General features: G+C 42.7%; 14 protein-coding genes, 2 pseudogenes and 1 riboswitch. All 16 genes and pseudogenes read left to right on the forward strand.

Annotation, left to right across the window (positions count from 1 at the left end):
• The first annotated feature begins 30 nt into the window (after positions 1–30).
• Positions 31–1,017 carry a PDDEXK nuclease domain-containing protein gene (locus T357_RS0109975; protein ID WP_031551819.1) on the forward strand — a complete coding sequence of 329 codons (987 nt, stop codon included), beginning with the start codon at positions 31–33 and terminating at the stop codon, positions 1,015–1,017.
• 426 nt (positions 1,018–1,443) lie between these two features.
• Positions 1,444–2,865 (forward strand): hypothetical protein, encoded by a 1,422-nt coding sequence (locus T357_RS0109980; protein WP_031551822.1) that lies wholly within the window; start codon positions 1,444–1,446, stop codon positions 2,863–2,865.
• The gene (locus T357_RS0109985) at positions 2,858–4,084 is read left to right on the forward strand and encodes a hypothetical protein (RefSeq protein WP_031551825.1); all 1,227 of its coding nucleotides are present in this window, start codon (positions 2,858–2,860) and stop codon (positions 4,082–4,084) included. The genes T357_RS0109980 and T357_RS0109985 overlap by 8 nt, the downstream gene beginning before the upstream one ends.
• Before the next feature lie 122 nt (positions 4,085–4,206).
• Positions 4,207–5,397 (forward strand): ParM/StbA family protein, encoded by a 1,191-nt coding sequence (locus T357_RS0109990; RefSeq protein ID WP_031551828.1) that lies wholly within the window; start codon positions 4,207–4,209, stop codon positions 5,395–5,397.
• Positions 5,397–6,269, forward strand: coding sequence for a hypothetical protein (locus T357_RS0109995; RefSeq protein WP_031551830.1), 873 nt, complete (start codon positions 5,397–5,399; stop codon positions 6,267–6,269). Before T357_RS0109990 ends, T357_RS0109995 begins: the two co-directional genes overlap by 1 nt.
• A 123-nt stretch (positions 6,270–6,392) precedes the next feature.
• Positions 6,393–6,860 carry a hypothetical protein gene (locus tag T357_RS0110000; RefSeq protein WP_031551832.1) on the forward strand — a complete coding sequence of 156 codons (468 nt, stop codon included), beginning with the start codon at positions 6,393–6,395 and terminating at the stop codon, positions 6,858–6,860.
• A gap of 157 nt (positions 6,861–7,017) precedes the next feature.
• A pseudogene (gene vapB / locus T357_RS22190) lies at positions 7,018–7,248 on the forward strand (type II toxin-antitoxin system antitoxin VapB).
• Positions 7,245–7,606: pseudogene (gene vapC / locus T357_RS19215) on the forward strand (type II toxin-antitoxin system tRNA(fMet)-specific endonuclease VapC). Before vapB ends, vapC begins: the two co-directional pseudogenes overlap by 4 nt.
• A gap of 193 nt (positions 7,607–7,799) precedes the next feature.
• Positions 7,800–8,390 carry a hypothetical protein gene (locus T357_RS0110015; protein ID WP_031551834.1) on the forward strand — a complete coding sequence of 197 codons (591 nt, stop codon included), beginning with the start codon at positions 7,800–7,802 and terminating at the stop codon, positions 8,388–8,390.
• 691 nt (positions 8,391–9,081) lie between these two features.
• Positions 9,082–9,660, forward strand: coding sequence for a hypothetical protein (locus T357_RS0110025; RefSeq protein WP_155991365.1), 579 nt, complete (start codon positions 9,082–9,084; stop codon positions 9,658–9,660).
• Positions 9,661–10,377: 717 nt separating this feature from the next.
• Entirely contained in the window at positions 10,378–12,591 is a 2,214-nt protein-coding gene (locus T357_RS0110030) for a diguanylate cyclase domain-containing protein (protein ID WP_031551838.1), read from the forward strand.
• A gap of 19 nt (positions 12,592–12,610) precedes the next feature.
• On the forward strand, positions 12,611–15,535 hold the full coding sequence (locus T357_RS0110035) for an EAL domain-containing protein (protein WP_031551841.1): 2,925 nt from the start codon (positions 12,611–12,613) through the stop codon (positions 15,533–15,535).
• 46 nt (positions 15,536–15,581) lie between these two features.
• Complete coding sequence (locus T357_RS0110040) at positions 15,582–16,928, forward strand: GGDEF domain-containing protein (RefSeq protein WP_031551843.1); 1,347 nt, start codon at positions 15,582–15,584, stop codon at positions 16,926–16,928.
• A 149-nt stretch (positions 16,929–17,077) separates the two neighbouring features.
• Entirely contained in the window at positions 17,078–17,242 is a 165-nt protein-coding gene (locus T357_RS21180; RefSeq protein WP_155991368.1) for a hypothetical protein, read from the forward strand.
• Positions 17,243–17,455: 213 nt separating this feature from the next.
• Entirely contained in the window at positions 17,456–20,638 is a 3,183-nt protein-coding gene (locus T357_RS0110050) for a SpaA isopeptide-forming pilin-related protein (RefSeq protein WP_031551846.1), read from the forward strand.
• Positions 20,639–20,691: 53 nt separating this feature from the next.
• Positions 20,692–20,768, forward strand: a riboswitch (Fluoride riboswitch).
• Positions 20,769–20,818: 50 nt separating this feature from the next.
• Positions 20,819–21,420, forward strand: a 602-nt coding sequence (locus tag T357_RS0110055) for a cation:proton antiporter domain-containing protein (protein ID WP_031551849.1), incomplete at its 3' end; no start/stop codon positions are given.

Consider the following 21,420-nt stretch of genomic DNA (forward strand, 5'->3'; position numbering starts at 1 on the left):
GATAGCTTGAGTATAATAATAAAGACAGAAATGTTTGATGATATTCTTAATATGATTTATTCAGCAAAGAAAAAAGCTGAATTACAAGTCAATTCTACTATTATAGATTTGTATTGGAATATCGGTGAATATGTTTCCAATAAGGCTGAGTCCGATGGCTGGGGAAAATCCACTGTCAAAGCATTGTCAGATTATATTTTGAGCAAGGAGCCTGGTATCCGTGGATATTCTTCTCAGAATATATGGAGAATGAAGCAATTCTATGAAACATACAGGGATCATCCAGAACTCTCAACACTGTTGAGAGAAAATACTTGGTCCAATAATATGCATATTGTGTCAAAAACCAAGGATTACCAAGAAAAGAAGTTCTACTTAGAGCTAGCATCCAAGGAAAAATATCAAGCACGCGAATTAGCAAGACAAATTGATAGCGGATACTATGAACGCCTTTTACTGTCTAATGGAAAGGCACCTTCTGCACTTGAACCACAAAAGATATCTGGTATGTTAAGAGATATGTATATGCTTGAATTCCTTGATCTACCAGAGCCATATAAAGAGTTCGATTTGAAAAAAGCTATTCTCCGCAATATGAAAAAATTCTTGCTGGAATTTGGAAGGGATTTTTTATTTGTGGGAGAAGAGTATCATGTCCAAGTTGGTAATAATGATTACTATGTTGACTTGCTTTTTTACCACAGGGAGCTGCAATGTTTGGTAGCGATAGATTTAAAAATAGACGATTTTAAGCCTGAGTATATGGGAAAGATGGATTTTTACCTGGAAGCATTAGACCGTGATGTGAAAAAGCCCCATGAAAATCCAAGCGTAGGCATGATTCTTTGCAAAAATGCAGATACAGATGTTGTGGAATATTCATTGAGCCGTAGCTTATCACAGACAATGATTTCAGAGTACAAAACAAAGCTGATTTCAAAAGATGTTCTTAAGGAGAAATTAGCTGAGCTGTACAGTATTGCAGCGGAAGAATCTGAAAACTCTCAACAGTGTTGAGAGAAATAAAAACATAGTTATCAAACGAAGTAAGCTGGCTTGAAGAGGATGTCGATATGGTTCTAAGTGGGATAATAGCCTTTATTAAAATATCATAATTGATTAAACTAAACGTTCGCAAAAATCATACTTTTGCGGATGTTTAGAAAAGACAATGCTGCTATTAATCCTTATGATGAGAATCAATTGTAGCACAGAAACTCAATTTACTTTACATTAAGCAGTAGATCGCATGGTCTACTGCTCTTTTCTATGTGCAAAAACTCAGCTATAACTCACTTAAAAGCCTGACTTTCTTTAGGGAGTCAGGCTTTTCTAAAAAAATACTAAGAAAAATTTCTCAGAAATACTAATATGCCCCAAATTCTTCCCATAATTACTGAGTAGAACAGACAAGAATTATTTTTCATAGAAGGAGTTTTAAAGATGAGGAAAAATATTGGAGTAAAACTTGCTGCTACAGCTCTCTGCCTTTCCATGATGGGAATACCTGGAAGTGCCCCTGCATATGCCGGCACAGTAGATGCAATCCTTAAGACCGGCGGAATCCAGATAGCCTTAGAACAGAAGATGCTGGACGAAAGCGGAAACAGAGTAGACCCGTATGAAGTAAGTCTTCACCCTACGGAAGAAGTATCGTATATCGTAAGCGTAAAGAATGACTTATCACCGGCTTATATAAGATTAAAGCTTAACTACACCGGCGAATTTGATGGTATTGACGACACTATGCTAAGAGGCGTAAGCGATAAATGGGTAAAGCAGGGCGATTACTGGTATTACACAGAGCCCGTTAAGACCGGGTCACTTACCGATTTCTGTACCAGCCTTGTAATGCCAGAATTCCCCGAATCAACGGGAGTACCCGTATCAGTGAGCGTTGATGCCGATGCCGTGCAGTCTGCAAACTTTACTCCTGACTTCACATCCACATCCCCATGGGGTGATGTAGAAATACAGTCCCACGCATCATTTGGTGATTCCGTAAGATCTGATTCAGGTGATTCGGGTTTCCATATCACTTTTGAGGACATAGAAGATGGTGAGATGAATGAGTCAAACGATCTTTTCAAGAATTTCCGATCTCTCATGCCTGGAGATACTGTCTCAGAGAAAATCACCATCAAGAATGAGTATAACAGACCTATTTCTATCAGACTTTCATCTGACAACAATGATAAAGATACTTCCTTAAATAAATGGATAAACGTTGAAATAAAACGTTTAAGCACCGAAGGTACTGATGAAAAAGTTGTTTATTCGGGCCCTCTTTACGGTGATGACTTAGAAAAAGACATAAACCTCGGCATCATTGGTAAAGGTAGATTCCAGGAGTACTTGGTAACTCTTTTAGTTGATAAGAATTTGCCTAACTCTACGATGATGAAGGATTACTCTGTTTCATGGGATATTTATTCTAAGAATACTACAAGTGGTGGATCCGGAGGCAGCGGTGGTCCCGGAACCGGTTCATACGGAATAGACACAACCGGTCCATCAGTACTAGGAGTAGCCCGTCCCGAAGAGATACCTCAAATCATCCAGAATCTCCCATTCTCAGGCTCGATTTCACAGATAATCGGTGACATAAAGGCAAACTACAGACCGGGCGCAAAGGATTCAAAGGGAAACAAGCTCACCTCAAATGATGCATCACTTTTAGGAAAAGACGGTATCTACTACGCATTCAGAGATGGTGAAGACGTTAAGGGAGCTGACAGGGACATAGCCGGAAACTACAAGACAGGAGACGTGTTCCCGTTTGCAATGCTTGGAGGTATCTCAATTATTGGATTCCTTGGACTTTTGTTCAGTGGAAAAAAGAAGAAAGGTGAAGGAAATGCGTAAATTAGTGACATTCTTATCAGTTGGAGCAATAGCTGTAAGTAGCTTATCAGGAACTCTGACAGCCCAGGCTAATACAAACAATCAAGTTAAAAACACCGCCGAACGTTATAGCGAACTGGAAAAGGCTGCAAGTTTCGATACCTCAAAGGTTTCTGTAAACAGAATCACACATTCATTTGAACAGAAAACCGTGTACACCACATTCGATAAAGAAAAAGATCCAAAGGAAATACTGGATGAGCCGGTTCTTATCAATGACGTACCATTCATAGTAAGCAATACTGAAACTCCTACCCTTATATCACAGGAAACAGTAAAGCCGCTTGTAAAGACAATAGTTACTGATACTTTTCTTGGCGAAGAGACAGACGAATCTAACCAGCCTTTCCCTTCAATTTCTGAAGACGGCATTAAGTATAACCTCACATCTAAGACTCTGATTGAGGGCGCTGTTAAAGACAGAAAAGAGCACAAGTCTACAGAGGTCACATACACATCTGTAGAAGATAAAGTCAACGTTCCTGAAAAAACGGTTATAGAAATGTCTGATAAAGCATCCGGTAAGGAATTTGAAGCGACACTCAATCTTGCAAAAGAAGATGTACTTAAAGAATACTGGGACAACGACTTTGAATTCCCCATAACAGTATCAGGCTACGGCGATGCAAACGTATTTAACCTTAACGGAATAGAAATACCGGCAGATGCAGAACTTATCAAGTATAAGGACGAATTCTTAAAGATGCTCGACCTTAGCACAAAGGCTTATGAGATCGAATCCATAAAGTGGGACGGTGAAGCATACATGGTTAACGGAAACACCATGAGAAATGCTGTTGCAAAGGGCAGAAAGTACGTAAAGGACATAAAGGCTATTTATGAAGCAGACGTACCTCTCCCCGCAATGCCTGAGAAGTCATGGAGATGCACATATACAGAGGAATTCCCGGAAGGAAATACCCTATACACCATGGTCACAAATGCCACCTACACAGTTGATCCAACAGTCGCTAAGTCAAGAGGCGGTCTCTTAGGCGTTCTCGATTCCGTAGTTGGTACCATTACGGCAGCTTACAGTGCAGTTATTGAATCTTTCACAGAGAGACCTATTGCCACAACAATACCCCTCGTTCTCGTCGCAGGCCTTATTTCAATCTTTGTAACTAGAAGGATGAAGGAGAAGAAGTTTATGGCTGAAAATACTGCAGGTAATATCTGATTGAATATACGCTCTTTCAAACAATCCCTTAAGATGTGCAGAATTTTTGTTATCCGAAAAATCCCCTTCCATAATTAAATTATCAGAAAAGCTTATCTTATATCGAAAGGGAATAAATACATATGATTACTGCAAAAGATTACCAGACAAGAACAGAATTCAAACCTCTTAACAGTCCTTCCGTTGAAGGAGTTACTATCATTGCTACGGATATAGGCTACTCCGGAGTTAAGACATATTGTGAGAGCGGGGTATTCTGCACACCTTACTATGCAAAGGATTTAGGAATAAATCCGGAAATGCTGAGTGGTTCGTTAAGTCCTGAAGAAATACTGTATCGGGATGCAGAAACAAAGCACATCTGGCGAGTTGGGAAAACAGCCCAGGCGCTTGTAAGCCAGTCAGATACCAATGATTGTGATGGAGAGCTTGTATCGAGATACAGGTATCACACCACAATGTTTAGAATCTCTTTGGAGACAGCCATAGGTCTCGCACTTATTCATAACGGATACCGTGAACCAAAAGATCTTAATGGCACCCTTGCAATTCAGACAGGACTCCCACCTGCATACATAGAGGAGGATACTGAGCTTATAAAGGACTCATTCGTAGGTAAGCACAAATTCTCGCTTAAAGTTGTAGAGACCGGCCAGTATGTACAGTTTGATTTTGAGATTCCAAATGGATGTGTTGATGTTATGTCACAGCCCAAAGGTACCCTTATGAACCTTATGGTTGACGATAATGGAAATCTCGACAGCCTTATCAAGACATTTTCCGAAAACGGAGCCATTCTTGATATCGGATATGGGACACTTGACTTCTTTGAAATAACCGAAAGATCCATTTCCAATAAGGAATCTTTTACAAAATTCTCAATGAATTCAGTACTTAAAAAAACATCTGAAAAGATAAAAGAAAAATTCGGGGTGAAGCTCAGGGCTTCTGCTATGCAGAACTGCCTTGAAACCGGAAAAGTAAGAGTATGTAAAAGAGTCAAAGGAAGACCACCCGTGATAAAGTCCGAAGATTTTACAGATTTACTTCAGGAAGCCAGTAGAGAAATATGCACTGAGGCAATGGAACAGGTGACAAATACATTCGATTTCTCAAATTATAAGTATATCGTAATCACAGGCGGAACCGCAGCTGCATGGGAATCCTACATTAGAGAGTATTTTGCCGAAATGGACATCATACTCATACGTGGAGATGAAAACACAAACATCGGCATGACATATTCTAATGTCAGGGGATATTACTTCAATCAATTAACAGCACAACGGAAAAGGAAAGCAAGGTGTGCCTAATGTACCTACCGATTAGACTACATGATAATGGTGACCATGTTCTGGTGGAACTATTTACTAATTATAATGTTTCGGCAAGTATATTTCTCGATGCGCTGTATGCAGAACTTAAGAAAATTCCTCTTCAGTTCGGTATGCCACAAAAAAGAGAAGGAGAATGTCCTATAAGAACCCGTTTTACATTGGGTATAAATGATGATGAACTCATAGACTATATTAATGGGATAACACCCGGATACCGCAATGAATGTTTAAAATTCATCCTTAAGGAACACATATGTCTTTTCCGCGACTATGTATTCTATAACAAAAAACCAATCGAAACCTCTGATGGAAGATATGTTGATTTTCCTAAGGATATTATGGAAGAAAGCGGGAAGAAAATAAAAAGAAGGTGGAAAAAAAGCACATTCTGCGATCAGACAGAGGACAAGACTGTAAGTCAGAACGTCGAGATTAACATAAATACTAAAAATATCATTGAACTAACAAATGAAAAAGCAGTGTCAAAATCTGATATTCCACATATCAATCAACTAGTTTCGGGTAAAGAAACAAATGATAAGCGTAAATTCTCAGATAATTCTTCAAAACCTAAAGCAGATGTGAAGATCGTTTCCGATGAATCTTTAGAGGAAAACGTTGAACACAACGAGGCTTATCTGGAAGAAGGCCGTAGGAAGCTTAAAGAATATCTGAAAGAAAGAAGGAATAGTATAAATAATGATGATACTCTTATACATTCACCTAAAACAGCTACTACAGCAAACACAAGTGTTACAGAAACCATTGCTGAAAACAATAAGAGCACTGATTTCGACCAGGATGAAGCACAAGAAATATATGATGTATTCTTTAACTCGGATTGTTAACATAAAACAACATATAGAATTATATGCTGCGTGGTCGTTGTGTCAGACATACATTGACACGAGAACGTGCACTGAGTAAAATAAAACGCGATTTAATATGAGTGGGGGTTAAAAAGAAGTATTATGTACGATAAGAGAACAGAATTCGAAAAGCACATCAAAAACAAACTTGAGGAAATCCGGATACTCTGCAACAGGGCAAGAATCCCTTTTGTTTTTGTAGCTGCACTTTACGATGACGATGAGAAAACAAAATATGCAAGCTATATTGATGCCAACGATGGTGACGGAAGAGATATGGACGGCTATGCATGGAACGGACTTGCTCCTAGGACAATGGGATATGAATTTACAGATAAGGACAACCGTATAGTCCAGATTGCAAAGATCATGAACGGAGAGGTTGCTGTGCCAAACGGAGACAAGCAGCGTGCAAAGTTTGAAGTAATGGAGTCTCTAAGCTCAAATCTCGGTGATGAATTCAAATCCATGTATGATTTAAAGGATGATGGTACCATTGATGATGACTTTGATTCTGATGGCGACGATGATGACATGGATTTAATAGAAGATGAATTTGATGATGAATAAGAGCGTATAATCCTCCTGATTGACGCGTGATACAGCCACACATACGTGGCTGTTTTTTTGTGAAAAAAAAGGAATTTTTTTAAAAGTTTGACGATTGATGCTTGCTTTGGTATATACCACGATATGTACTTAATTACAAGAAAGGTAGGTGTCTATTATGATGACTGCAAAAGTATTTGAAAATGGAAGAAGTCAGGCAGTAAGACTGCCGAAGGAATAACGCTTTACATCAGATGAAGTAATGGTCAATAAAATTGGAGATATAGTTCTTTTATTTCCAAAGACAAATAATTGGGATTCCTTTAAGAAGGCATTAGATATGTTTTCTGATGATTTCATGTCAGATAGCCGCGCGGAGAATCCGGTACAAGAGCGTGAAGATTTATGAGATATATGTTGGACACCAACATTTGCATTTATGCGATCAAGCATAAACCGGAGAAATTATTTCATCTGTAACATATGCAGAATTGGTACATGGTGTAGAAAAGAGCACAGCAGTTGAGAAGAACAGACTGGCACTTTCCCTTATGCTTGCAAATATTGAAATAATGGATTTTGATGTCGATGCCACAATTTACTATGGAAAAATCCGAGCTAATCTTGAGAAAAAAGGAACCCCGATAGGTCCTCTCGACATGATGATAGCAGACCATGCCCAGTCGCTTGCTTACACTTTGGTAACAAACAATGTCAGAGAATTTTCCAGGGTTGAAGGCCTAAAGATTAAGAATTGGATTGAATGATAGATTTAATATATTAGGCAAATAATGTGCCGTTCTGATATTGACACCCAAATATATGTTTGCTATTATATTAAGCATATTAAGACTAATTGAATCCAAATGTACGGCGAATTAATGCTATTGAGGTATCAACAGAAGCAGTAGACACATATCCAAGATACTTCAAAAATGTGCAAAAGAGGTAATAAAGGATATGGAAAACTCACTATATATCGAGCATATAAATACCCACGTAGAAGAAATTGCCGAATATGTTAACAGTTTTTTTGAAGAACGCAAAAACTTTATCCGTGCACAGCTGATTCGGGAAATACGAAAATATATTGAATCTCCAGTAGAACACTATGTATGGAAATCTGATGGCAATAAGTACGACCACTCGGGTATCCTGGTTGAAGATGGTTATGTATCTTTAGACCAGACAGTAACAGATTTTCTTGAAAATGAGTACACTGGAGGCAAAAAATCAACGCATATGAGTGGGATGGGATGGAGTTATCCTACTTATGGAGATGACCTTAGTTATTTGACCATCGAGCTTGGTTCTGAGTTGATGTTTGCGGCTATCAAAAATTATTTGGAAAACTCATTTTCAATAGTATTGTCTGATCAGGACTTTTTAAAGATTCAGGAAGAATGCTGTGATTTCGATGAAATTTATGATAACTGTAAGGCGTCCGATTTTTTTTTAGCAGAGCTTGCCATTGAATTTGTCGGAATAGGAAACTTAAGATTGATTGATATTATGCTGAATGCAAAGACACATGTTAGACGTTACAGATAATCGCCAGACAAACTACATCATCATTATATAAACAGATTTGCGGAGAGTACGAGTGTACATTCCGCAAATTTAAGTCATTATGGATCAGCCCTTACTATTTCATATTCAACATCGTAGAATTTATTTCCATCCCAAAGTGGTGCATTAAGAAATGCTTTCACAGACAAGGACAACCGTTTAGTCCAGATAGCAAATATCCTCACTAATACCCACGAGCAAGCCCGTGGGTTTGCGATAAAGCCGTAACCCTTGGGTGAGTAGCCTAAGTCCTTTATGGGCTACGTTAAGAGAGAATATATAGTCACCTACGGATGTAGTACCAAGTCTGTAGCTCTGAGGTCTGTGTTTAAACAGTTCTGAGGTATAGGGACAGTGATGCAGACAAAAAACCTCTCATTAACATTGGCGATAGTACACCTACCGCCCTTTGGGGCGAGTGATTAAATCCCTTGTGGATTTCAGAAAGCATTCTGGTGATATGCAGAAAGAACGAAAACAGGAAATCAACACTACACTTAAGGATTCACAGGAACGATATTTTGCAGGAGAGGTCAAAATGTATTCATTAGAAAGATTTGAGGATCGCCTCAAAGAAAAACGTAAGCGACCAAGGAAGTTGAGCCAGGCACTTAAGGTAATGTCTGAGATTTCGATTTAATTGAAATCCCACAACATATACTTCGAAGAATGCATGAAAGAAGATACTCCACATATAACAATGGCCTTCAAGAACTGTGACAGATGCCCGGGGCATTATTCTGAGGGGAGCATATACTTCTATGAGGATTGCATGGAGGCGAGAGTCTACTACGCAGAGATAGGTACAAAATGGTGTAAGGAATCAAAGCATTTATCCGAATTATACAGACTTATGAACTATCTAGATGCAAAGGTCTGGTCACGAGTGAAGGACGGGATGAACGGGACTCTTTATAAATTGGAACATTTGATAACTCCTCGCTTTTGTGTTACGGAAGACGGCTGTCAAGACATAACTACTATAATGGCGATTCCTTATTCGCACTTTGAATTGGATGTTCTTGAAATAGAGGATTTCATAACAGCGGCTCTGCCGGATTTGCTGGATAGTTTAAGTGCATCGATTTTTCTCTCGCTATTAGGCGAGATAAATATAGAAGAGGCGATAAGCCTTGTTGATACAGAGATTCTTGGGAGGGATTCCGATGGCATGAAGAAAGCCGAAGCCTACGGCGCTGAAGAAGCTGGAAGACAATCCGGGAAAACTTATAAAACTGAATTACGACAATAATCTTGGATATCTATGACCTTGAATGATTTCCGGTTCGGCTTTTTACAATACCAAGTTTAATATATTCGGCTTTTTACAAAAGCAGGTTTAATAAAATTTCGGCTTTTTACAATTTCTGCTTTAATATCTTCGGCATTTTACAAATTCTGGTTTATTTATTCGGCTTTTTACAAAAACTGGTTTAAAAAATAAAGCTGGAAAACTGTAAAAAGCCGAAAAAACAGACATTTTACACTTCTGCTTTATTCTTTTTACAGGTTTTGGTTAAACCGACACTATTTCATTTTAGGGTCAATTCTCGTCAATTCTTATCACTATCATTTCGTTAAACTATGGGCTTCCCATTGTTTTACAGTTTGTAAAGGGATATGATACGTCCCGGCAAATTTGACCTGCGTGAGTCCTGTCATCTCCCTTAATTCTTTTATGCTCAGCATATAATAAGCCCCAATAAGTATACAATGTATACCTTAATTGTAATATTTCTAACACTTATAATCAAGGTGGTGTAAAAATCCGACATAAATAATCTACTTTAATCGCGTAATTTATCCTTATTATCCAAGCCTTTTTGAGCTGATGTTTGTCATATTTGAGCCGATATACCAAACGAGAATATGCATTGTAATCTGAAATTAAGTGCCAATCACCGTGAACTTGTGATTACAGGGGGTGTAATTTTTCAGAGTACTAAAAAAGAAAGCAAGGTGACACAAGGTGGCAGATAAACTTAGAAAGAACACGCTCATGCAGCTGCAGGTCAGCCTGCCTAAGAAAATTGTCATAACGGCAGTAATCATGGCTGCGCTGATCCTGCTTGTGTTTTATTGCGATATTCCCAACCCGAATATGATTCTGATCGCGGGACTTGTCCTGTGCTCCGCGCTGTTCGGATATGGAGGCGGGATTGTCGCGGCGGTGATCATGCTTGGCTACACATTATTCTTTTTCTCCACGGATCACAGCTTTACTCAGTTCACGCCACAGAATATGCAGAAGGTCATGGTTTCGATCTTTGGCATCGTCGCGGATATGCTGCTTGTCTGCGAATTGAAAAGGGCGGGAATCTACGAATTCAATGACATTCATACGCTGAATGCCGCATTGCATAGCGAAGCCGCTTCTCTCGACACCATTCACGAGATGCTCGGGTCAGGCAAATGGACCATGGATTTCGATGAACAGGGCGTGATGGTCGGGGTCAAATGGAGCGACGAGTTCCGCAGAATGCTGGGCTACCACAGCAGAGAGGACTTTCCGGACGTTCTGGAATCCTGGTCCGATCTGCTGCACCCCGACGACAAAGAACGGGTGCTGAAGGAGTTTCACGACACCATCTCCGACTACACAGGGCAGAAGACCTATGACGTGGAATACCGTCTGCTGACGAAGAGCAGAGGCTACCGCTGGTACCGGGCCGTGGGCAAACTCATACGCCGCCCGGACGGCTCTCCCGTCACCTACGTCGGGATTTTTATCGACATCATGGAACAAAAGGAGACAGCACAGAATCTCTCTGCGGCAAGGAGGATGGCGGACATCGACCCCCTCACAGGTGTCAAGAACAAAAACGCATACCTTCAGTGGGAGAGGAAAATCAATACCGCAATTGAGCAGGAAGAACAGGAACCTTTTGCGGTGGTAGTCTGCGATATCAATGATCTGAAAAAAGTCAACGATCTGTATGGCCACAAGGAAGGCGATGCCTGCATTCGGGCAGCCTGCAAAAAGATCTGTACCATCTTCGATCACAGCCCGGTTTTCCGGGTGGGAGGAGATGAGTTCATTGTGATCCTCTCCGGAAATGATTACCAAGACCGGAAGGAACTGATGAATCAGATCAATGCCATTCCCTCCGACCGCACGAAAATCCGATTGGGAGAGACCGTGTCCGCCGGCATGGCGGAATACGACAGGGATAAACATCCTTCTCTTCTGCAGGTCGCCGAAGAGGCAGACGAGGCCATGTATGCCCGGAAACAATATCTGAAAGATACTATACTGAAAAAGGATGATATAGCCGACAGTGAAACAGCTTCGGATTACATCCCAGTTATCCATGCCCGCAAGCGCATTCTGGTCGTTGATGATATCGAAATGAACCGTGAGATCATGGGTAACCTTCTCGCGGAAGATTATGATATCTCTTATGCTTCGGATGGTGTTGAAGCTCTGGAAACATTGCATAGTCACAAAGATGAGATAGACCTCGTTCTTCTTGATTTGCAGATGCCGAACATGAATGGTCGGGAATTAATTGCCCAGATGCAGATCGATGAGGAACTAATGTCCATTCCGGTGATCATCTTAACTGTTGATCAGGATGCGGAGCTGGACTGTCTGAGAATCGGCGCAATGGATTTCATCCCGAAACCATATCCGGATATTGAGATCGTCAAAGCCCGAATTGCCAAGTGTATCGAGTTGGCGGAGGATCGTGAACTGATCCTTTACACGGAGCGTGACAAACTGACAGGACTGCTGAATAAGGACTATTTCTTCCGATATGTCAGCAGGCTTGATCATCTGTACAAGGACAGGCCTCTGGACGCAATCGCCTGCAATGTGAACAAATTCCATTCCTTCAATAAAACATACGGACGGCAATTTGGTGACCAGGTGCTGCGGAGCATAGGTACAGGTATGATAAAAATCGCTCGTGAGACCGGTGGGATCAGCTGCAGGGAGGAAGACGATACCTGCCTGTCATACTGCCCACATCAGGATGATTATGAGCGGTTGATCAGTGAGTTCCTTTCCGATGTGTTTGCCGTAAAAGAGATCGCAGATAAAGTCAGCATAAGATTTGGTGTATTCACTGATGCGCGACATGTGGAGAGTATTGAAGATCGGTTTGAACGCGCAAAGATTGCAGCGGACCGAGTCAAAAATGATCCGGAAAAGATTTGTGGCTTCTACGATTTAACTTAAAAAAGGTGGTGGATATGTGATGAAAAATGATGCATTTACTCGGATAAAGCGGTCTTCGGCTTTTCTTCTATGCCTTATTATCGCTGCTTCTTTGCTGATGCCATTATCTGCGCACGCACAGGAGACCGGAAAGACCGTGCGTGTGGGTTGGTACGAGTCCGCTTTCCACCACGCGGATGGATTCGGAAGGCGTTCAGGCTATGGCTATGAATACCAGCAGCGGATCGCCACCTTTACCGGGTGGAACTATGAATATGTGGAGGGCAGCTGGTCAGAATTGCTTGAAATGCTGATCGCTGGAGAGATCGATCTGCTCAGTGACGTGTCGTATACCGAGGAGCGCGCAGAGAAGATCCTCTATTCCGCTCTGGTGATGGGCTCGGAGGACTACCACGTCTTTATCAGGCCGGACAATACGGAGATACGACCGGATGATTTCTCAACCCTTAACGGAAAGCGGGTCGGCGTCAACAAAAACAGCATTCAGGAAAAACAATTTGTAGAATGGGCGGAGGAATACGGCGTCCATCCTGAAATTGTAGAGCTGACAGAAAAGACCCCTGAACTGCTGGCCATGCTGGAGCGCGGCGAGATCGACGCTCTGGTGACGCTGGACACCTATGGAAATACGGCGGATGTGCTGCCTGTATGCAAGGTGGGGTTTGCGGAATCCTATTTTGGCATCAACAAGAACCGCCCGGATCTCAAGCAGGAACTGGATGCGGCCATGAACCGCATCATGGAAGATAACCGGAATTTCAACGAGCAGATGACCGCTCAGTACAATAAAGCCAGCGGGCTCACCGGCTTTCTGACCGCTGAAGAGCTGGAATGGTATCAAACGCATGGGAAAATCCGCGTGGGGTATCAGACAAATTATTTACCCTTCTGCGATGTCGATGAGGAGACGCAGTCTCTTGAAGGGACTCTCTCGGATATCCTGACATTTGCTGAGACTTGCGAGAAGAATGCGGAGCTCAGTTTTGAAACCAGGGGCTTTCGTACCACGGAGGAGGCTGTGCAGGCTCTGGTTCGCGGCGAGATCGACTGCGTGTTCCCTGTCAATTTAAGCTCCTACGACGGTGAACAGCTTGGGATCATCATCACGGACCCCTATGCTACGACGGAGCTGTATGCGGCAGTCCGGACCGCAGACCGGCAGGGTCTGTCACCGGAACAGGATATGACGATCGCCATCACAAAGGGCAATTTGAACTACGAATCCTTTGTAATGGATTATTTCCCGCATTGGAAAGCAGCGTATTATGACGAAAGAGAGGACGTCTTCAAAGCGGTATCAAAAGGAGAGGCAGACTGCATCCTGGTCAGCAATTACCGGCTCAACCGCATGCGCGATCTGTGTGACAGATACGAGCTTTCCACCCTTGCCACGGGGAATGTCATGGATCTGTCCTTTGCAGTCAGGCGGGAGGATGACTGCCTGTACTCCATTCTCAATAAGATCAGCCGTCTCATCCCCGATTCGCTGATCAACTCTTCGCTTACAACGTACACCTTCGTTGACGAACGGGTGACGTTCCTTGATTTCATCAGAGATAACGTGGTCAGCGTTCTTGCCGTTGTGGCAGCCATCGCATTGGTCATCATCCTGCTTCTTGTTCGGAACATACGGGCAGAAAGGAGGGCCAACTCAGAGAGAAAGCTGATTTCGGCCGTGGAAACGGATGCATTGACCGGGCTTTATAACCGGAACTTCTTCTTTGAGTACGCGAATCGTATACACCGGGAAACTCCGGAGCCCAAAATGGATGCCGTGGTCCTGAATATTGAGCAGTTCCACTCCGTGAACGAACTGCACGGCAGAGAATTCGGCGATAAGGTGCTCAAGTCCCTTGGAGAAGAGATCCGGGGCTTTCTCCGCCAGACAGACGGGATCGGCGGCAGATTTGAAGGCGATCGTTTCGATATCTTCTGCAGGCCGCAGGAAGACTACCGGCTTCTGCTGGGCCGCTTCCAGAGCAGCCTTCGGAATCTGTTTCCGAACGCAAGCATCCGGCTGCGTATGGGCGTGGCTCCGTGGCAGGAGGGCGTGGAACCGATGCAGCTGTTTGACCGGGCAAGAGCCGCCAGCAGTATTATCCGCGGCAGCGAAAAGCATCTCATGGTCTATGATGAAGATATGCGCGTGAAGGAGGATCTGAACCAACGGCTGATCAACGACCTTGACCGTGCGCTGCGGGACCATGAGTTTGAGATCTATTATCAGCCAAAGTACGATATCCAAAACGATCCGCCGCGTTTTCATAGCGCGGAAGCACTGATCCGCTGGCATCATCCCGAGATTGGAGTGATCACTCCAAACGATTTTATCCCCCTGTTCGAGGCAAACGGGCAGATCAGCGAGATAGACAAGTATGTGTGGCGGGAAACAGCCCGACAGATTGCCGAATGGCGGGAGAAGTACGGCATCACGATACCTGTGTCTGTCAACCTGTCCCGTGTGGATGCCCTTGACCCCACTCTGGAGCAAACGCTGGATGCGCTGGTGGAGAAATTCTCCCTTGATTATCAGTACCTGCATCTGGAAGTGACGGAGTCCGCTTATACAGAGGACGCTGAGCAGCTGCGGCGTGTCATCCAGCAACTGCGTGCAAAGGGCTACAAAATCGAGATGGATGACTTCGGTTCCGGTTATTCCTCCCTGAATATGCTATCATCCATCCCCATCGACGTGCTGAAGATGGATATGGCATTTATTCAAAACATAGAACACGATGAAAAGGATGTCCGGCTTGTCGAATTGATCCTTGATATCGCAGCAAACCTGAAGGTTCCCGTCATCGCCGAGGGCGTGGAAACGGAAACCCAGATGCAGCTGCTCAAAAAAATGGGATGCGAGTTGGTTCAGGGGTATTATTTCTCACGTCCGCTCCCTGCATCTGAATTTGAAAAGAGCATAATCAAAGATTGCATCGATCGCTGAATAGTATTAGCTGCCTTCACCTATGAAGCAGAAAAGAGGAAGAACTATGCCGAAACAAGATAAAGAAAAGGGTATCTCTCTACGGACGATCCATTTATGGCTGATCATTGGGGCTGTGATTATCTCAGGTCTGATGATTCTGTTTACATTTCAACTGACGACCAGTTTTCATGCCCTGACTCATGTGTCAGAACAGCAGGTGGAGCTGGCACAGGCAGCCCGTGAATTGATGGATGCTTCCGATTATTTAACGGAAAAAGTACAGAGATTTACTGTTCAGGGAGAGATGCGATTCTTGGAAGAATACTTCACGGAGGCACTCGAATCAAAGCGCCGGGAAGAGGCAATCGACAGGATGTCGGAAGGAAGTGGCAGCGAGGAAGCCTTGCAGAGTCTTCAGAATGCTATGAATTATTCTCTGGAGCTGATGAATCAGGAATACTATGCGATGCGACTCGTGATTGAAGCCAAAGGGTATAAGGACTATCCTGAGATTCTTCACTCAATAGAACTGTCCTCAGAAGATCAGGCGCTTGCTCCGGAAGAAAAGATGCGAAAGGCCACCGAGCTTGTTCTCAATGATGATTACTATACTCTGAAAGATCAGATTCAGGAGAATATGAAGGCCAGTCTTGATAAACTGGAGCAGACGGTATATGTTGAAAATGCTTCTGCGCTGGAATCTCTTCACGGAAAGATCGTGTTTGGGCGCATTGCAATTGTGATTCAAACTATCATCATCCTGTTTATGGTTTGGATCACTTCCCGTCTCGGTATCAACCCAATCCTGAATGCGGTGAACCACATCAAGTCTGACAGTCCTATTCCTGAGGTTGGTGCAAATGAATTCCGCTATCTGGCCCGCGCTTATAACAAGATATATGAGGTCTATAAGAGCAGTCTGGAACGTCTGAATTTCAAAGCGTCTCACGATGAACTGACCGGCGCTTACAATCGCGCCGGATATGACCTGCTTCTTTCCAGTATCGATCTTAACAGTACATATATGCTGCTCTTTGACATCGATAACTTTAAGGCCATCAATGACACCTATGGACATGAAACGGGAGACAAAGTCCTGATCAAGCTGGTAGAGGTTTTAAGAAACAATTTCAGGTCTGACGATTATATCTGCCGCATCGGCGGTGATGAATTCGTTGTCTTTATGGTTCACTCGCCTCAAATACAGCGTGAGCAGATCACTTCGAAAATCGAGAAAATCAACCTTGCACTGGATGAGACCGCCGACGGCCTGCCGCGTGCTTCTATTAGCGTCGGTATCACCCATGGGACGGATGTCAACAATGTAAAAGAACTGTTTGAAAATACTGATGCGGCGATGTATCAGGCAAAGCAAAGCGGAAAACGCACATATAGGTTTCATAAGAAGTAGTTTTGCTGAATACGATAATCTGTTTTTCAGGCTTGCTTTCTCGACATGTTCCCCTGCGCGAGATAATACGCTGACATGTTCCCCTGCGCGTTTGGAACGGTAGATATGTTCTTTTCGCAAAGTGGATGCGCGTGCTTGGGAGTATGAGTATGCAAAAGCACGACTCGTGCCATCCGGTACAAGGGAATATATCGCTTCAATATGTCGGCATTCAAAACGATGAACTCGTAGAAACCGATTTCGCTGTTCCTAAAGCTTCTAAACATATCCAGGAAAAGAAGCGCATAGGCTTTATTATCCCTGACAGACTGTGAATATCCGCTTTCATTTATAAGCAAATGGACTCACTTATACTGTCCATTTGCTTTTTTCTGTTTTTCCATTTCCTATTTGCATACCGGTAACATCCTGCATTTTTTAAAAAATCCTCATTAAATTCTTCAAAATCCCTAAATATCCCCCTTATCCGAAAAATCCCCTTCCATAATTCTTTTATCAGAAATAAAAAAAGGAAGGGAGACAGCGATATGATTCGCTTCGGAAAAAAGATCAGAAAAAGTGTTTCAGCCCTGGCAGCTGTATCAGTGCTTGTAAACACTGGACTCACGGCTATAGCCGATAACTCAGGAAGTATTAAGACAGTTTCAAATAACGGTATCACATATGTCACAGGCATAACATCAGGGGACACCGCAGACGGAGTGCTTGTTATACCGGACGACCTTGGAGAGACAATTTTCCTTGGTGATCCAAACGGAACAAAAACATTCCTCGGGAACAATGATGTTAGTACCCTTGTTATCGGGGATAATGTCTGGGGTGTGACAAGCTCTGCCTTCACTTATGCCGATGCACTCAGTACCATCATAGTACCTGAGACCAATACTTCATTCGTGGCTGCGGCTGAAGGTCTTTATGGCTATATCTCCGATAATAATTATTCCCTCATTAAGTACTATTCCGGTAATCCCAGACAGGATTTCGTCATGCCGGATTACACAACTATGGTAATAAGTGCAGATGATGCGGAATTTGCAACACTTAATCTTAACAGGGTATCAACTGTATATCCTCTTACTTTTGCGGGAACAAGCATAGATACACTTGTCATTACAAATGATGTCACAAATGCTGCGGCTGATGTTGCTGAAAGCTCTGATATCCTCTATGGTGCAAAAGTTGGAAGTTTTGCGGCATCAGGAGCATTTCAGACAAACTATGACGGTTCGATCCTTTCAAAGAATGGCCGAATCATTAAGTTCTCAGAATATGCGGACTCGAGCGTAGATGTATCAGGATATACAAGCATTTCTCCATTTGCTTTCACAAGCCTCTCTCAATATGAGGCTATTCGCGGTAATCTTCCGGATGAGATGATAAAGGATGTAGTGTTCTCATTCTACGATCAGGGCGAAGCCGTTTTTTACGTTAATGACGAGATAGGTTTCTGTTATAACTACGACAGATGGATGCCAGGACATGTAAATAATAAGAACGGTTACACCCTTTCATCCAGCGGTCTTTCTGAAAGCCAGTATAACAATGTGAAGAAACTCATGTACTACGGTGTTCCTAATGACCAGACTGGTCTTTTTGAAGAGGTATTCGGTGTAAGCTATGATTCTGTGAAGGGTTCATTTGAGAATGGTGATGCGGCTCTTAATGTTGTATCAAGCCTTTTATATAGGTTCATTACAGATAGTGCACATGAACCATCAGAGATAAAGGGTATCGACGGGTACGTCTTTACTGAAGCAAAGGTGGCAGCTTACAGAAATGCTCTTCTCAATGCAATTCAGAATGATACTGCAGAAAGAGGAAATGTATCACTCAATGCGGATAAGGATATAGTATTCACACTTCAGGATGACGGCACATATATGTCAAATGAAGTAACTGTGACAGCATCTGATGATGCAGACCACACACTTAAGCTCACAACAGAAGGCATTACAGTAAACGGAAGTGACGAGTTCACAACAGGCACAAAGATCTGTTTTGTAAGCGATTCTGAGCCTACAGAGATTAAATTCACAACAGAAGACGTTGCATTAAGCTTCTATGTAACTGATTCAAAACACCAAAACGTGCTTACTTCATCAACAACCACAGTAGAGCACACTCTTACTGTAAAGGAAAAAGAGGAAGAGGAAGTACATAACGAAATCCCGATCTCAAAGAAAGATGCCACAACAAAGGAAGAACTTAGCGGTGCATTCCTTGTGCTCTATGACGAGGATGAAAACGAAATAGATTCATGGATATCCGACGAAGAACCTCACCTTGTATACGACCTTCCTGACGGAACATACAAGCTTGTCGAATCCATCGCACCGGAAGATTATAGCGTTGCAGAAGACGTGACTTTCGAAGTTAAAGACGGAAAAGTAAAGAAAGAAGTTGTGATGTACGATGAGAAGATAGAAAAGATTGCAACATCCTCTGAAATCCCTATCTCAAAGCAGGATATCACTAACGGTAAGGAACTCCCCGGAGCAGAGCTTACACTCTATGACGAGGATAGCGAAGTAGTAGAGAGCTGGACCTCAAAGAAAACACCACACATCATGAAAAACCTTAAGGACGGATTCTACACACTTGAAGAGATAACTGCACCAGAAGGCTATGATCTTGCTGAAGATATTGAGTTTGAAGTAGTAGACGGAAAAGTAGCTGAAAGCGTAATCATGTATGATGCACCTCTTAAAGAAGAGATTGCATCATCATCAGAGATTTCAATCCGTAAGACAGATATTACAAACGGTAAAGAACTCCCCGGAGCAAAGCTTAAGATCACAAACGAGGACGGAAAAGAAGTTGAATCATGGACTTCTACAGAGAAACCTCATGTAATTAAGAACCTCAAAGACGGAAAGTACATACTTGAGGAAGTTACGGCTCCTGATGGTTACGAGATAGCAGAATCCATCGAATTTACCGTTGTCGAAGGCGAAGCACAGACAATAGTAATGAAGGATGCTCCCACTAAGAAAGAAGAACCGGAAGAGCAACCTGAGAAGACAAAGGTTGTTCTCCATAAGAAAGACTTTACCACCGGCGATGAGCTGCCTGGTGCAGAACTGATAGTTGAAGACTCAGAAGAAAACGAAATCGACAGCTGGATATCTGAAGAAGAACCTCACGAAATTGAAGATCTTCCAGACGGTACCTATTACCTCATAGAGATTACAGCTCCTGATGGCTACCTTGTAGCAGAAAAGGTTGAATTCAAGGTATCATCCGGTAAATCCGTAGTAACCGTTACAATGAAGGATAAGAGAGAGCCGGAAGAAACAGTAAAGGAAGACACGCCCGAAGAGACACAGCCGGAGACTGAAGCATCAACTGAAACGCAACCAGAAACAGAAGCTACTAACGAGACTCAGCAAGAAACTGAGGCTCAAAAGGAAGAGAAAAAATCAGAGACTCCTACATCTCATAAGTCAAGCGGCAGTCATTCAGGAGGTGGTGGCGGAAGCTATGTGATAGGCCGAGGACTTGAGTTCAATAAAAGAGCAGAGACACCTGATCTTGTCACTACACAAGTGGACACTCCTATTACAGCTGATGTTCCTCAGAACGTAAGAGTTCTTGCAGCAAGAAGGACTCCCAAGACCGGCGAGAACAGAAGTATGACAACTCTTTTGAGCGCTGCTGTATTTATCACAGCGGTCTATGGATTCCTGAAGCCTGAAAAGAATAAGATTTAACGGACTGTCACTGTGAACATTATTGCTTTAATATATCCCATATGCTATATTAAAACAAGCAAGGGAATGAAGTTCTCCCTAAGTAAAATTACTTGAACCGCTTACTATAGCTGATGACTTCTGCGTTTATTCACGCAGTAGTTGTCAGCTTTTTTGATATCACAGGAGGGTTAGGGTTTTATGTTACTCAGTATTTCGCTTATTTTTATTTTAGGAATGTCTCTTGGTTTTATTTGCAGGAAACTAAAGCTTCCAAGTCTTATTGGATTACTGATAACAGGCATTCTGCTGGGACCCTATGTACTGAATCTTATAGATGGAAGCATTCTTGGGATATCTTCTGATCTTCGGAAAATAGCTCTCATCATAATCCTGACAAGAGCAGGACTCGGCCTCGATGTATCAGGACTGAAAAAACTCGGAAGACCTGCTTTTCTGATGTGCTTTGTGCCTGCAACATGTGAGCTCATAGGAATGCTTATTCTTGCTCCCGGATTGCTCGGACTACCTCTTCTTGACGCTGCAATTCTCGGTTCTGTGCTTGCTGCTGTATCACCTGCTGTTGTCGTCCCCAGAATGGTAAAACTGATGGATGAAGGTTATGGAACAGAAGAAGGTATCCCTCAGCTCATCCTGGCGGGGGCATCTGTTGATGACGTTTACGTTATAGTACTTTTTTCGACATTTTTAGGCATGGCTCAGGGACAGGGGATTTCACTGACAAGTTTCGTAAACATTCCTGTATCAATATTTCTTGGCATAATCATTGGACTCCTGATAGG

The organism is Oribacterium sp. FC2011, from assembly GCF_000701645.1.
Taxonomy (GTDB): Bacteria; Bacillota; Clostridia; order Lachnospirales; family Lachnospiraceae; genus Oribacterium.

Excerpts from the sequence above, each read along its gene's own strand:
- T357_RS0109975 (WP_031551819.1), top strand. The coding sequence starts at position 31 with ATGTTTGATGATATTCTTAATATGATTTATTCAGCAAAGAAAAAAGCT.
- T357_RS0109980 (WP_031551822.1), top strand. The coding sequence starts at position 1,444 with ATGAGGAAAAATATTGGAGTAAAACTTGCTGCTACAGCTCTCTGCCTT.
- T357_RS0109985 (WP_031551825.1), top strand. The coding sequence starts at position 2,858 with ATGCGTAAATTAGTGACATTCTTATCAGTTGGAGCAATAGCTGTAAGT.
- T357_RS0109990 (WP_031551828.1), top strand. The coding sequence starts at position 4,207 with ATGATTACTGCAAAAGATTACCAGACAAGAACAGAATTCAAACCTCTT.
- T357_RS0109995 (WP_031551830.1), top strand. The coding sequence starts at position 5,397 with ATGTACCTACCGATTAGACTACATGATAATGGTGACCATGTTCTGGTG.
- T357_RS0110000 (WP_031551832.1), top strand. The coding sequence starts at position 6,393 with ATGTACGATAAGAGAACAGAATTCGAAAAGCACATCAAAAACAAACTT.
- T357_RS0110015 (WP_031551834.1), top strand. The coding sequence starts at position 7,800 with ATGGAAAACTCACTATATATCGAGCATATAAATACCCACGTAGAAGAA.
- T357_RS0110025 (WP_155991365.1), top strand. The coding sequence starts at position 9,082 with ATGAAAGAAGATACTCCACATATAACAATGGCCTTCAAGAACTGTGAC.
- T357_RS0110035 (WP_031551841.1), top strand. The coding sequence starts at position 12,611 with ATGAAAAATGATGCATTTACTCGGATAAAGCGGTCTTCGGCTTTTCTT.
- T357_RS0110040 (WP_031551843.1), top strand. The coding sequence starts at position 15,582 with ATGCCGAAACAAGATAAAGAAAAGGGTATCTCTCTACGGACGATCCAT.
- T357_RS21180 (WP_155991368.1), top strand. The coding sequence starts at position 17,078 with ATGCAAAAGCACGACTCGTGCCATCCGGTACAAGGGAATATATCGCTT.
- T357_RS0110050 (WP_031551846.1), top strand. The coding sequence starts at position 17,456 with ATGATTCGCTTCGGAAAAAAGATCAGAAAAAGTGTTTCAGCCCTGGCA.